This window comes from Peribacillus sp. 05N428 (assembly GCF_056397085.1).
In genome coordinates, this window is sequence record NZ_JBFTMS010000010.1 from 148,728 (window position 1) to 161,737 (window position 13,010).

Genomic DNA, 13,010 nt, shown 5'->3' on the forward strand with positions numbered 1-13,010 from the left:
TTATACCCAATTCCTTTTATTATTCAAACATTTATTTGAATGAAGTAAATATTTCTCTAAAGACACAAAAAGGCTGCCTTTTCTTTGCATGTTTAACTGTTAACATGTCATTACAAGTTTTCTTACCAAAAAGTAAAACCCATTAATAAATAGGGGGGGGATTAATCACAGTATCAATATTCTTAAAGAGAGCTTTCCCGCCGCTTAGTTTAGTTTAATTAAATATTAAATAAGACTGCTTAAAAGAGAGACCAGATATTCAACTAACACTTCTACAAAGCCCACTTGTTTGGCGATATCTTGTAGGATTACTGGAGATGATAAGTATAGTAGTTCTTGTGCGAAAAGATTCAGTTCATTTGAAATGATACGATTCAAAACGCCATCCTTTCTCGTAAACTTCTTACGATAAGCATAGCGTTTTTTCATTTTGAGGGTATGATTTTAACTTCGCTTGATGGGCATGGGGTAGGGACTGTCATGGGAATATTGTAAACAAATGTACATTAAACTAAATGGGAGGTATTTCAAAAATTTTTCATAAATACATTATTTCTTTTATGAACATACTAAAAGCAATTAAATTTTAGGTGGTTAAACGAACAATGTACATTTCTTTGCAGGAGGTTCTCGAGAAGAATATTATCAATATAAAAATGAATTTTAACAATACTTCTGATCTAATTATTAGAGAAGTCGAGATTGGTGCCAAAACGGAAACATTTGTACATTATGAATAATGATTTACTTTGAGGGCATTATATGATTGTTAAGTTTTCATTCTAACAATGTGAATAGGAGGATATTTATGGCTCATAATCAAGAACATCATCACTCTCATAAAACTGGTGAAAACGTAATGGAAACAGGTCATTATATTGATTCAGATGGGGATCATGTTGAATTAAAGGCAGGACAAAAATTTCCTAATTGCCCTTCTTCAGGACAATCTACAAGTTGGAAACATGAACAATAGAAAATGGTTTTATATAAAAAAACAGCTTACGGTTAGGTGAGGGCACTATAGGGACATGTTTTCATATGAATCGTGCAAGGCTAAGAGGGGGGGCTTAATTGGTCCTCTCTTAGCCCTGGCTGAAATAATTAGAATATATATCTTATGTCAATAACACTTCCGTTGTCCCTTTTATTCAATCTTCTTACTCTACCCAGTGGAATGAAATCCTGCGAATCGTAAGAAATACTTAATTAACTGAGGGATTTCCAAAAAGAAAAAGAGTTGCTTTAGCAACTCCATTGCCCCTTCGAAATTCTTATGTCTATCAACCACTATTAAACACAATAGCATCTTATAATTGAACAAGAAAATCAACATAATTCTTTAACAAGACTTTTTATATAAAAAGGAGATGTTTCTATGAGAAACATCTCGGAAATATCTATTCTTTAAATTTTAACAATCTTAATGCATTTAAAATAACAATGAGAGCAGCACCTGTATCACTTAATACTGCCATCCAGAGTGTAAGCCAACCAGGAAAGATTAGGGCCAATGCAATTACTTTAACTATTATGGAGAACCAGATATTTTGTTTGATAATAGTTAAAGCCTTTCTGCTTAACTTTATTGTATGAGGAAGTTTATCTAGATTATCAGCCATCAATACAATATCTGCTGTCTCCATTGCGGTGTCAGTACCTGCCCCGCCCATCGCAATGCCTAAATCAGCCGTTGCAAGTCCAGGTGCATCATTGATTCCGTCCCCTACCATTGCTACCTTATGACCCTCGTCTTGTAATTTCTTTATGGCAGTTACTTTATCCTCAGGCAATAATTCAGCAAAATAACGGTTTATATTACCTTCAGAAGCAATCATTTTAGCCGTACCTTCATTATCCCCAGTCAACATTACCGTTTGGTTTATTCCACTTTGTTTTAATCCCTCTAAAGCCGAAACCGTTGTTTCTCTTAAAGTATCAGAAACAGCAATTAACCCGATTATTTGCTGTTGTGTTCCTATAATAACTACGGTTTTTCCTTTATTTTGCATTTCCAAAACATCGTGCTTTACATCATCTACAGATACATTGATTTCTTCAAATAGTTTAAGATTACCGGCATAAAAAACAGTGTCTTCAATAGTTGCTTGAACACCCTTGCCAACAATACTCTTGAATAATTCACCCTTTTTAGAGTGAATGCCTTTTTCGTTTGTATATCGTACAATTGCCTTGGCTATAGGATGTGTGGAGTAATCTTCTAGTGTCAAAGCGATCGATAGTAATTCCTCTTCAGAACCGTTGAACGTCTTGATTTCAGATACTTTGGGCTTTCCCTCAGTCAAAGTGCCCGTTTTATCAAAGGCGATGGCGGTGATGGCCCCTGCTTTTTCTAAAAACGTTCCCCCTTTAATTAAGACTCCGTGCTTCGCCGCGTTTCCAATGGCTGATACGATTGCGACAGGAGTGGAAATTACTAAGGCGCAAGGACACGCTACAACCAATAGCTCAAGCCCTTTATAAAACCATTCTCCCCAAGTGCCAAACCCAAGTAAAGGGGGAAACACCATAATGATCAATGCTAAAACGAATACTATAGGTGTATAAATACTTGCGAATTTATCTACAAAGGCTTCAGTTGGGGCTTTTTGTTCCTGAGCTTCCTCCACTAAGTGAATGATTTTTGATATGGTTGTATCTTCAACTAATTTCGTTACTTTTATCTCAAGGGAACCATTTTCATTTATAGTTCCTGCATATACGATATCCCCAATTTCCTTATCTACAGGAATGGACTCTCCTGTAATGGGAGCCTGATTGACGCTTGATTCTCCTTGAATGATTTCCCCGTCTAATGGAATTTTATCGCCTGGTTTGACAATGATCGTATCACCGATGGATATTTCTTCAACCGGCTTCTTGATTAACTCAGAACCAACTTTGACCCAAGCTTCAGGAGGTGCTAATTCCATAAGGTTACGAATGGAGTTTCTTGTCCGCTCAATGGATTTTGTTTGCAGCAAGTTTCCAATCGCAAATAGCCATACTACGGTAGCCCCTTCTAGCCATTCACCAATGAGAGCTGCCCCAATTGCCGCAACAGACATTAGAACATTCATATCTAATGAACGACTTTTAATGGCATAGAATGCACTTCGAGCAGGCTTATAACCACTTATCACCATTGCAATGGCATACAATATTGTGCTCATCAAAGTAGAAACACCATTAAAAGAACCAATAAAACCGAGGGCAATAAATACACCAGACATTATGATTAAGCCATTTTCGTTTTTGTTTTTTGTAGGTTGTACCGGTATATTTCTCGATTGTAAGGAAGCTTTATAACCAATTTTAGAAACCTCAGAAATAATATCTTCGACACTATTGGAATGGTCAATTTTCATTTTACCAGTCGAGAAATTAACAATGACATTATTAACGGATGGATGGGTATTCAAGTGATTTTCAATGCTCTTAGCACAACTACTACAATCCATGCCTTCAATTGCGAACGTTTTTACATTCCCTGTTTGATTTAAGGGCTCAACAGAATATCCAAGCTTTTTGATTTCACGCTCGATCGGGATAAAGGCATCAAGGTTGCTTGCAGCTACCTGCATTTTTGCTGTGTTGTAATTGACTTTTACTTCTTCAATATCTTTTAAAGCGCTTAATCCTTTTTCAATGGTTTTTGCACAAGCAGGACAATCCATTCCTTGAACTCTGTATGCCATCTTCTCGCCAGAAGGAAGTGGATTTAAGAATGTCTCTATTGTCTGATGTTCATTACTACTGCAACAGCTTGTTTTCACTGGATTTTTATCTTCATTCGTCATTGTTTCACTGCAACAACTACTATTAGTTTCTGGTGTATGTTCAATCGTTTGGAGAATGCTGCAACAGTCTCCTTTTTCTAGGTCATTCCCTGTTTCCTTGGATGTTTCACTGCTGCAACAACTAGTTTTCCCTTGAATTAAAACAGGTATTGACTTAAAGGTATTTACTGAATCGTTGTTACTGGCACAACAACTTGAGTCTTCTTTTTTTATATTTAAATTAACAGCAGGACTACAACAACTTTCCGTCTTATTTTCTGTATTTTTTGTATCGTTAGTTGAGTTACAGCATTTGTCAGCCATTTTATACACTCCTAATCTATTTGTCGCTCACAACATGAAACATCATTTTGGACATCTGCAAGAACGACATCGAACATCGTCAATAAATCTCGTATTTGTTGATTACGTAGACTATAGTAGCAGTATTTCCCTTCGTTCCTTCCTACAATAATTCCACAACCCTTTAAACACGCAAGGTGTTGTGAAATATTCGATTGATTCCCACTGACTTCTTCTACAATTTCAGAAACCGTTTTTTCTTGATTCTTTATACTTTCGAGAATATGAATCCTTGTTTTATTAGAAAATCCGTGAATCATTTTTACCTTAAGGTCTATATCAAGATTCTGCATAATTACCTCCTAACACATATTAGACAGGACTAATGTGTTTTGTTATCATCATATTAGCAACGGTTAATATATGTGTCAATCTGAACAAATAAAATATTTATAAGGAGTCTGTGGGATGGCAAAAAAAGTTTCTTTATTATTTTTACTTCTCTTTACCTTATTCTCAAGTCAAGCACTGGCGCATACTGGTTTGAAGGACTCGACACCTAAAGATGGTGAAGTACTAACGAAGCCAATACAGGAACTGACTCTCATTTTTCAAACAAAAGTGGAACAGACAAGTAAGGTTAATGTTTTAAATTCAAAGGGAGAACCTGTTAATCTTGGAAATTTTGTAATTGAAGGTAATGAAATGTGGGCCACTTTCCTCCAGCCCTTAGAGAATGGGAATTATAAAGTGGATTGGGAGATCATTGGCGCGGATGGACATCCAATTGAAGGAGAATTTGCTTTCTCAGTGAAGGTCCCTGGTGATGAATCCTCAAATGATAACCAGGAGGAATCGGTACAAGAGGATCCTGTAAAAACTGAAGAGAGTAAGGAAACTACAAATACACCACCTGAACAGAAGGTAAAAGTTAAACAAAGTAACATTCCTTCTTACGTTATTCCGTCCATTGTTGGTGTTTTATTTGTACTGGCAGTAGGGAGTTTCCTATGGCTCGTGAGGAGGAAAAAATAGTATATGCTTACCTTGGGAATGATTAGTGAACCAATACTATATCTTTGTTTCTCCTTGCTTATAGGCAGTTTTGTTCTACGTCTTGTACCAAGTGCCTATCGTCCAGATATTAACGTACCTAAAGGTGTGTTAATGATTGCAACAGCAGGTATAGCCATTTTTTCGTTTATCCCTGTTTTGCAACTGATTTTGGTTCTACATCAGGATGTTGGATTAGGACAAACCTTTCAATCTGTCCTCTTTACTTTTGAGGTGGGAAAAGCATGGATTTTCACCTATATCCTTACGAATATATTATTTGTTTATATCGTTTGGTTTGATTATCGAAAGAAACTTTTATATACATACATAGGTATCGTTTTTACTTTTGTATTAATTCTTGCATTAGGTTGGTCCAGTCATGCCAGTTCCATAGAACAATGGAAAGGATTCCTTGCACATACAGCTCATTTTCTTGCTGTTACACTTTGGGTCGGGATATTAATTATAGTTAGTTGGTTTTCAAAAAATCATTTAAATTGGTTAAACTTCTTAAAATGGTTTACACCGGTAGCGATAATTTGTTTTCTTATAACGGCTATATCGGGACTATTCTTAATGAGCATCGTGATTGATTTTAATGATTATGCAAATGCTTGGATCCTTCCTTATGGACAAGCACTTTTAATTAAACATTTGCTAATCATTCCATTGTTGGCGTATGCCTTTATAAATAGTATTCTGATGAGAAAAAGGTTAAGAAAAAATGAAAGCTTTAACCCAATCCCTTGGACAAAATCCGAAAGTGTAATCGTATTCTTGATTTTTTCAGTAACGGCAGTATTAGGGCAACAATCTCCCCCGCATGATGTTGAAACGACAGTAGCATCTTCTGGAGTTTCTCGATTGTTTGACCTTTTCTATCAAGGAATCATAACGCGCGATTTGGAAATTGTCCTAAATATAGGAATTGATAGTGGGATGTTATTGATAGCCGGATTAATTTTTTTAGGGTTAACCGTAATGTCATACATAAAAAGGGCTCCTATTCTTTTGAGTTTCACGATGAGCGTACTATGCGTCGTAACTAGTTATTTAACTTTAATGGTTAGCATACAATAAAGTTTGAAAATCATTAATTAAAATACATATATGAGGTGAAATGAGATGAAAAGTAAAAATTCTAGTTTTAAAATTGCAGTTATACTCACTACTGTTATTTTGGCAATAATAGCTGCACTTGTTGTTATTAATAATTTGAAATCAGAAACAACCAATGAATCTCCCACAGGAAAAAAACCTCCTATTGAAGGACAGCCGACTATAGGAAAAGCAGATGCCACTATATCCGTTGTAGAATTTGGTGATTTCAAATGTCCATCTTGTAAGGCATGGGGAGAAACGGTTTTCCCTAAGTTAGTTGAAGATTATGTTGATACTGGAAAAGTGAAATTTTCTTATATAAATACACTATTTCACGGAGAGGAATCACAGTTAGGTGCAGTCGCAGCTGAATCAGTTTTTAAAAACTCTCCAGATTCGTATTGGGATTTTCACAAAGGTTTATTTAAGGAACAGCCAAGTCAAAATCATGATGGATTATGGATAACGCAAGAGAAAATACTTGAAGTAGCTGATGGTATACCTGGCATTGATGCAGATAAATTGAAGTCAGATATTGAACAGGAATCAGTGATGGAAGAAGTAAATAAGGATACAGAATTAGTGGAAGAGTTTAAAATAGAACAAACTCCTTCAATAGTGGTGAATGGTACTTTGCTAAAAGATCCTTTTGATTATGAAAAAATAAAAAGCCTTATTGAGCAAGAGCTAGAAGGTAATGAATAATGAAGGAAGATATGGCGGGATTCAATAGACAATTTTTTCTCTATTTAGCATGGCTTGTTTCAACAGTGGCTACGCTAGGGAGTCTTTATTTTAGTGAAATCCGGGGTTTTATTCCATGTGAACTATGTTGGTTCCAACGCATATTAATGTATCCTTTAGCTTTAATACTTGGAATTGGCACCTTTCAAAATGACTCATCAGTAAAGAAGTTTGTATTGCCTATGGCGATTATTGGGTGGTTTATTTCTTTTTACCATTACTTGATACAAAAAGTTCCGAGTTTTGCAGGAATAAAGCCTTGTGTTAACGGTGTGCCATGTAATGCCCAATATATTAACTGGTTTGGCTTTGTAACCATCCCATTTTTAGCCTTAACGGCCTTTACTTTGATTATTGTTTGTATGGTTCTCGTGAAAAAGCAAAATATTAAAAAAAATCTTTAATATTGCCGGTGGAAATGTCAGTAATGAAGCAGGGGATGAATTGAGTTAATTTCAAAGATAATTTCCTTTATTTTGTTTAAACGTACTTGAAGCTGCTTAGCCCATTTTCTAAATGTACAGAGTTTGGCTTTGTCCTAATGGCTTTAGCTAGAAAACTATGTTTTACTTTTAGATCAAAGGTTCCTCCTGAATAAACATATTAGTTGTATATAAAAATCCATTTTTGTAATCAAATGATTCAAAAATGGATTCTTTTTTTTGATTTAGTATACACTTTTAAATAATAGTTTGATTATCTAATGCCCTTCTTCGAGAACCCGTTAGTTTAAGTACAGCGGTATAACTAATGTGAAACGTTAATAGAACGGACACATCTACTAAGAAAAACGGTCAGCCCCTTTTGATATAATAAGTGATATAAGAATTAATTTATAAATGTAGCGGAGATGATGAATTGACTTTGCCGGTTTTGATTTTGACAATTATCTTAAGTTTGTTAAAAATATTGGTTTCCTGTCTTCCAACCGATGCAGTTAATTGGATTATCAGCAAATTTAAAATACACGCAGAAATTAGTGGCGGGAATGCGATCGTAACCTTTGACGGAAAACGTTTAGAAGGTGAAGAAAAAATTCAAGTTATTAATTATTTTAATAAAGCTAGGTTTTTGAAGAAAAATCATATATTCCCAGGGAACGAGCAATTGTTTTTACATCCAGAGAACAGCGGGACTCCATTGGTCATTGATACTAAAAGAGGCAAAAAGGATGTTAGGTTATTTGTATATATTTACAGCGACCGTGTGGATGTAGTTAAACAGTACAGGAAGAAGCTCATTTCTTATAGTCTGTTTTCCGATAGCCTCCAAGAACGTTCCATGCCATTAATAAGAAATTTAGTTTAATAGAACATTAAAAAGACGGTCCTTAAAAGACCGTCTTTGAGTTTGCAAACAAAAGGGTTCTAACTAAAATTTAAAACAAAGTTGATTGGAACGGAAGATGCGAGACTCCTGCGGGAAAAGCGAGTCCAAGGGAGACCCCGCAGGCGCAAAGGCACCGAGGAGGCTCCTGACCGCCCGCGGAAAGCGAGTGCCTGGAGTGGAAATTAACGGTTAAATTGTCTACAGCTGAGACGCGCCTTTAAAAGACCGTCTTTTTAAAAGACTTTTATTATATAATCCCATTTCAATTGGGAATTTTTTCATAATAAAAAATTCTAGTACACAAACTGACATCTTAATTTTAGTGTCTTTTGAATAATAATAATTAAAAGTGTTTTTAAGCAGGAGGGAATTGCTGCAAGAGGGTCGTTAATCGTGCATATGAAAAGTATTTTGAATAGTATTTAAGGTAAAAAAAAGCAGGTATCTATTGCGATGCCTGCTTTTTTATGCTTTCCATTGTTTTTCAACTTGATGAAGGGCTTGTTGTAAAATTACTTCATGATCAGTACCCGGTTTAGTTAGGACGTTAGTTTGATAAGATTTTCCTTGGAAATCAACTGTTACTGTAACTTTTACCATTATGCATCTTTCCTTTCCTGATTCAGAATTAAATGAGGTGGTTGTACCTATTTCTTTTATACCCGTGGCAGAAGGATAATCAAACATTTCAAAAGCAGTAAAATCGAGAAAGTTAATATTCAAAATTATCTGATATTTTTCAGGAGGTGTCAACACTTTTTTTTTTGACCTACTCTATTTTCCGGTTAAATAAAAAACGACCTGGCTTAAATACATGACAGCCAGGTCGTTTTTATTATACGAACTATATTTATATTTTAGTTAAAATAATACCGATTAATGCCGCTAGAACACCGGCAATTTGATAGGTTTTTAGTTTTTCCTTGAATATATAACATCCAGCGAATACGACAACCAAACAGTTCAGGCTGACGACAGGGAAAATGATGCTTGCGATGCCGGTGTTCAACGCAAAGAAATAACATCCATAGCCTATCATGCTTAAAAAGCCTACTAAGGAACCGATTTTGACTTCCTTTAGCTTGATTTTTTCTTTTTTAAAGGCTAGAGCCGAAAGAAGATAAAGCATTCCGCCTCCATACATTGATACAAGGATATCAAGGGAGTTTAAATGAAGACGTGTTGATGTCGTCATAAGAATGCCGAGCACACCAAAAGATAAGATGGAGAGTAATGTGTGCATCATCCATGGGACATATTGATGATTACCTTTTGCATTAGGTGTATATTGGATGACTAATGTAGCGATAAACATGCAGGCGATTCCACTCCACTGCAAGGAAGAAATATGTTCGTGAAAAATTAAAGCTGCACAGAGAATGGGGAATATGGCATTCGCTGCGATTAATGGAGATGTCAAGCTTGCCGGACCCTTTTCAAAGGCGCTTGCCATCTGGATGTTACCATTGGCGTTCAGTACACCAATTGCTGCACCAAGCATGATGGACAGCCATTTCATCTGCAAACCATCCATTAATACTCCATAAACAATGGACAAAATAAATGCTGAAAAATAAAAGAAAAATTGGATATGTATCTTGGAATACCCTTTTCCGCTGCTCCATTTAAAAATGCTGTTATTGATTCCGAAGCATAAACTCGTGATGAGTGCTGCAAAAATCCACATTGACTTAATCTCTTCCTTCGTGTAGGATAAACTTCTTCTACATTTTAAGCTGAATGCCATCAAGAATCAAACCAAATTTAAAATGTATGATTGACAGATTAGATTATTTTTTCTATATTTACTATGACAATTTTAAAATATTTCCCGATATACGGGAGAGGTTCATAGCATCACCCTCTTAAAAAAACTATGGCTTTGATATTTTTCGCGAATCAACCATATCTTTGAGGAGATATGGTTTTTGTTATATAGAGGCCCATTTTATGAATCTCCCTGAAATGTGGGATTAGGAGGACTTTTCATGTCTGGAAGAAAAGAAGAAGAATTAAAAAAAGATATCACACTGCTTGGGAATCAAGGAACAAAATATACATTCGACTATGCTCCTGAAATCCTTGAATCATTCGATAACAAGCATCCGAACCGGGATTATTTCGTCAAATTCAATTGCCCGGAATTCACTAGTTTATGTCCGATCACGGGCCAGCCGGACTTTGCTACCATTTACATCAGCTATATTCCCAGTGTGAAAATGGTGGAAAGCAAGTCTTTGAAACTTTATTTATTCAGCTTCCGCAATCATGGTGATTTCCATGAAGACTGCATGAACATCATCATGAATGATTTAATCGAATTGATGGACCCTAAATATATTGAAGTATGGGGCAAGTTTACACCAAGGGGCGGAATTTCCATCGACCCTTACACGAATTATGGGAAACCAGGTACGAAGTATGAGGAAATGGCGAATTACCGCTTGATGAATCATGACTTATACCCGGAAACCGTGGATAATCGCTAAAGAATGGAGAGACAATGGGCATATGCCCGTTGTCTTTTTTTTAGTTATAGCTAATTTCGATCAGTGGTTCTGTCATTCTGTCCTTTTTAAAAGTACAAATGTCCTCCTATAATGGAATTTCCACTTGATTGTTTCGAGAAAAAGCGTAATAATAGGGAGAGTTAATTTTGACAGAATATTTACGAAAATAGGGGATGTCGAGATGAAAGTTGCAAAGTTTGGTGGAAGTTCACTTGCGTCAGGTGAACAGTTGAGGAAGGTATTCGAAATTGTTGTTTCTGATCCAGAGAGGAAGATTGTGGTCGTTTCCGCTCCAGGAAAACGCAATTCCGATGATATAAAGGTAACGGATTTATTGATTGAAGCTGCGGAACAGCAGCTGCGCGGGGATAACGGAGAGCATTTGATAGAAGATGTTGTATCCCGCTATGCGAGCATTGCTGCAGAGTTGGATATATCCGAGAGTGTCATCACAGGGATTCATGAAAATTTAATGGCACTGCTGCATGCAGATCAATCTAACCCGAAGCGCTATCTGGATGCCTTGAAGGCCGGTGGCGAGGATAATAATGCGAAGCTGGTCGCAGGTTATTTCCAAAGCCTTGGAGTGGAGGCGCAGTATATCAATCCGAAGAAGGCAGGCTTGATCGTAACGGATGAAGGTGGATTTACCAGGGTGCTGCCAGAGTCTTATGATCGGTTATATGCTCTGCGTGATGAGCCAGGAATCGTTGTATTTCCAGGATTCTTCGGATATACGTTAGATGGTGATGTGTTAACCTTCTCAAGAAGCGGTTCCGATATTACGGGTTCGATTCTTGCTAATGGGGTCAAGGCTGATTTGTATGAGAACTTTACGGACGTGGATGCCGTTTATGCGGTGAATCCAAATGTGGTTTCCAATCCGAAGGGAATCCGGGAACTAACCTATCGTGAGATGCGTGAGCTTTCTTATGCAGGTTTCTCGGTATTTCATGATGAGGCGCTGATTCCTGCATTCCGTGCGGGAATACCTGTCCATATCCAGAATACGAACAATCCGGCGGCACAAGGGACCCGCATTGTGAATACACGGGATAATACGAACGGGCCGGTTATTGGGATTGCGAGTGATAAAGGATTTTGCAGTATTTACATTAGCAAATATTTGATGAACCGGGAAGTTGGTTTTGGCCGGAAACTGCTGCACATCCTCGAGGATTATGGAGTTTCATATGAGCATATTCCATCAGGCATCGATGATGTGACGCTTATTCTTAGGCAGGACCAGATGAAAGGGGATGCCGAGAAGAAAATCATTTCCCGAATCAAGAAAGAGCTTCATGCCGATGAAGTGAATGTGGAGCATGATCTTGCCTTGATCATGGTTGTAGGGGAAGGAATGCGCCATAATGTCGGTACAACGGCAAGAGCGTCAAAAGCCTTGGCCGAAGCAAAGGTGAATATTGAGATGATCAACCAGGGCTCTTCGGAGGTAAGCATGATGTTCGGTGTGAAAGGGCACAACGAAGAGACGGCAATTCAGGCATTATATCACGAGTTCTTTTGAGTATGAGCGTTTAGGGACCTCCTTTTAGAAGGGGGTTTTTTGCGATTAATCTTTTAATCACTAAACATACCTTTTTATCTGGTTCTTTATGGTAGTGGCAATGACTGTGTGGGGATAATCATTACAAGCTAACAGACGCGCTGCAGGGTTCAGTGCGTCTGTTTTAATTTAATACCCATATGACAAGTGGCAAATGCAATTGGAGGAGATCGGAGTTGACGCTCTTGAAGCGGATAAAAAGGGGGGTCCAACCTCATACATATCTTACACCAAATTATAAATGATCTTGCTGAATAAAATCATGTTTAGAAAGCATCCTTATCACCTAGTTAAATACTTCTATATAATACAAAAAAAGAATGTAGGAATAAGTTCTATCTATATGTGATTGGAGTGTAAGGCACGAGGCTCCTGCGGGAAAAGCGCGTCTAGAGACGAAAGCGAGTGCCTGGAGGGGAAATCAACGTTCAAATTGTAAAAGCATAAAAAAACTGTAGAAAACCCGGTTTTCATCGAGTTGATCTGACCCAATAAAGTTAGACATATAATTTAAGCAGCTTCTAAGACCTGAGTTCGGTATTCTATCGGACTCAGGTCTTTTAATTTTACCTTCATTCGTTTGTGGTTATAGTAATGAATATAATCATCTAATTCCTTTTC

The 13,010-nt window shown here is 36.9% G+C and carries 14 protein-coding genes, 1 pseudogene and 1 riboswitch; of the genes and pseudogenes, 9 read left to right on the plus strand and 6 right to left on the minus strand.

Features of this window, described 5'->3' with window-relative positions; all coding sequences use genetic code 11:
- Positions 1–231 precede the first annotated feature (231 nt).
- Positions 232–378, minus strand: a pseudogene (locus tag AC1DIV_RS12375) (IS4 family transposase); the annotation flags it as partial.
- Positions 379–605: 227 nt separating this feature from the next.
- Between AC1DIV_RS12375 and AC1DIV_RS12380 the strand changes: the two are divergent.
- Together AC1DIV_RS12380 and AC1DIV_RS12385 are read left to right on the plus strand one after the other, a co-directional pair.
- On the plus strand, positions 606–740 hold the full coding sequence (locus AC1DIV_RS12380; protein WP_340874193.1) for a hypothetical protein: 135 nt from the start codon (positions 606–608) through the stop codon (positions 738–740).
- A 68-nt stretch (positions 741–808) separates the two neighbouring features.
- A complete protein-coding gene (locus AC1DIV_RS12385; protein ID WP_340874195.1) occupies positions 809–976 on the plus strand; it encodes a hypothetical protein in 168 nt (55 codons plus the stop codon).
- A 424-nt stretch (positions 977–1,400) separates the two neighbouring features.
- Here AC1DIV_RS12385 and AC1DIV_RS12390 read toward each other — a convergent pair whose 3' ends face one another.
- Positions 1,401–4,103 carry a heavy metal translocating P-type ATPase gene (locus AC1DIV_RS12390; RefSeq protein WP_477576505.1) on the minus strand — a complete coding sequence of 901 codons (2,703 nt, stop codon included), beginning with the start codon at positions 4,101–4,103 and terminating at the stop codon, positions 1,401–1,403.
- An 11-nt stretch (positions 4,104–4,114) separates the two neighbouring features.
- Complete coding sequence (locus AC1DIV_RS12395) at positions 4,115–4,435, minus strand: ArsR/SmtB family transcription factor (RefSeq protein WP_340874197.1); 321 nt, start codon at positions 4,433–4,435, stop codon at positions 4,115–4,117.
- A 115-nt stretch (positions 4,436–4,550) separates the two neighbouring features.
- On the opposite strand from AC1DIV_RS12395, the gene AC1DIV_RS12400 reads away from it, so the two are divergent.
- From AC1DIV_RS12400 to AC1DIV_RS12420, 5 genes are all read left to right on the plus strand, one after another.
- Positions 4,551–5,117, plus strand: coding sequence for a copper resistance CopC family protein (locus tag AC1DIV_RS12400; RefSeq protein WP_340874199.1), 567 nt, complete (start codon positions 4,551–4,553; stop codon positions 5,115–5,117).
- Between the two features lie 3 nt (positions 5,118–5,120).
- Positions 5,121–6,218 carry a copper resistance D family protein gene (locus tag AC1DIV_RS12405; protein WP_340874201.1) on the plus strand — a complete coding sequence of 366 codons (1,098 nt, stop codon included), beginning with the start codon at positions 5,121–5,123 and terminating at the stop codon, positions 6,216–6,218.
- A gap of 45 nt (positions 6,219–6,263) precedes the next feature.
- Positions 6,264–6,944: a DsbA family protein gene (locus AC1DIV_RS12410; RefSeq protein ID WP_340874202.1), complete on the plus strand. Its 681-nt coding sequence runs from the start codon at positions 6,264–6,266 to the stop codon at positions 6,942–6,944.
- Positions 6,944–7,387 carry a disulfide oxidoreductase gene (locus AC1DIV_RS12415; RefSeq protein ID WP_340874204.1) on the plus strand — a complete coding sequence of 148 codons (444 nt, stop codon included), beginning with the start codon at positions 6,944–6,946 and terminating at the stop codon, positions 7,385–7,387. Before AC1DIV_RS12410 ends, AC1DIV_RS12415 begins: the two co-directional genes overlap by 1 nt.
- Before the next feature lie 454 nt (positions 7,388–7,841).
- Complete coding sequence (locus AC1DIV_RS12420) at positions 7,842–8,291, plus strand: YfmQ family protein (RefSeq protein ID WP_340874205.1); 450 nt, start codon at positions 7,842–7,844, stop codon at positions 8,289–8,291.
- Between the two features lie 486 nt (positions 8,292–8,777).
- Here the strand turns inward: AC1DIV_RS12420 and AC1DIV_RS12425 are convergent, their stop codons facing one another.
- Complete coding sequence (locus tag AC1DIV_RS12425) at positions 8,778–9,068, minus strand: BA3454 family stress response protein (RefSeq protein ID WP_340874206.1); 291 nt, start codon at positions 9,066–9,068, stop codon at positions 8,778–8,780.
- Positions 9,069–9,162: 94 nt separating this feature from the next.
- Positions 9,163–9,999 carry an EamA family transporter gene (locus AC1DIV_RS12430; protein WP_477576507.1) on the minus strand — a complete coding sequence of 279 codons (837 nt, stop codon included), beginning with the start codon at positions 9,997–9,999 and terminating at the stop codon, positions 9,163–9,165.
- Positions 10,000–10,150: 151 nt separating this feature from the next.
- A riboswitch (PreQ1 riboswitch) is annotated at positions 10,151–10,196 on the plus strand.
- A gap of 104 nt (positions 10,197–10,300) precedes the next feature.
- Between AC1DIV_RS12430 and queF the strand changes: the two genes are divergently transcribed.
- Positions 10,301–10,801 (plus strand): preQ(1) synthase, encoded by a 501-nt coding sequence (gene queF / locus AC1DIV_RS12435; protein ID WP_034305880.1) that lies wholly within the window; start codon positions 10,301–10,303, stop codon positions 10,799–10,801.
- Positions 10,802–11,003: 202 nt separating this feature from the next.
- Positions 11,004–12,350: an aspartate kinase gene (locus AC1DIV_RS12440; protein ID WP_340874207.1), complete on the plus strand. Its 1,347-nt coding sequence runs from the start codon at positions 11,004–11,006 to the stop codon at positions 12,348–12,350.
- A gap of 549 nt (positions 12,351–12,899) precedes the next feature.
- On the opposite strand, the gene AC1DIV_RS12445 is transcribed toward AC1DIV_RS12440, so the two are convergent.
- Positions 12,900–13,010, minus strand: a 111-nt coding sequence (locus tag AC1DIV_RS12445) for an IS3 family transposase (RefSeq protein WP_477576509.1), incomplete at its 5' end; no start/stop codon positions are given.

What these genes read in the sequence shown, in the direction of transcription:
- AC1DIV_RS12410 (WP_340874202.1), top strand. Translation starts at nt 6,264, where the DNA reads ATGAAAAGTAAAAATTCTAGTTTTAAAATTGCAGTTATACTCACTACT.
- AC1DIV_RS12380 (WP_340874193.1), top strand. Translation starts at nt 606, where the DNA reads ATGTACATTTCTTTGCAGGAGGTTCTCGAGAAGAATATTATCAATATA.
- AC1DIV_RS12430 (WP_477576507.1), bottom strand. Translation starts at nt 9,999, where the DNA reads ATGTGGATTTTTGCAGCACTCATCACGAGTTTATGCTTCGGAATCAAT.
- AC1DIV_RS12400 (WP_340874199.1), top strand. Translation starts at nt 4,551, where the DNA reads ATGGCAAAAAAAGTTTCTTTATTATTTTTACTTCTCTTTACCTTATTC.
- AC1DIV_RS12390 (WP_477576505.1), bottom strand. Translation starts at nt 4,103, where the DNA reads ATGGCTGACAAATGCTGTAACTCAACTAACGATACAAAAAATACAGAA.
- queF (WP_034305880.1), top strand. Translation starts at nt 10,301, where the DNA reads ATGTCTGGAAGAAAAGAAGAAGAATTAAAAAAAGATATCACACTGCTT.
- AC1DIV_RS12415 (WP_340874204.1), top strand. Translation starts at nt 6,944, where the DNA reads ATGAAGGAAGATATGGCGGGATTCAATAGACAATTTTTTCTCTATTTA.
- AC1DIV_RS12405 (WP_340874201.1), top strand. Translation starts at nt 5,121, where the DNA reads ATGCTTACCTTGGGAATGATTAGTGAACCAATACTATATCTTTGTTTC.
- AC1DIV_RS12395 (WP_340874197.1), bottom strand. Translation starts at nt 4,435, where the DNA reads ATGCAGAATCTTGATATAGACCTTAAGGTAAAAATGATTCACGGATTT.
- AC1DIV_RS12440 (WP_340874207.1), top strand. Translation starts at nt 11,004, where the DNA reads ATGAAAGTTGCAAAGTTTGGTGGAAGTTCACTTGCGTCAGGTGAACAG.
- AC1DIV_RS12385 (WP_340874195.1), top strand. Translation starts at nt 809, where the DNA reads ATGGCTCATAATCAAGAACATCATCACTCTCATAAAACTGGTGAAAAC.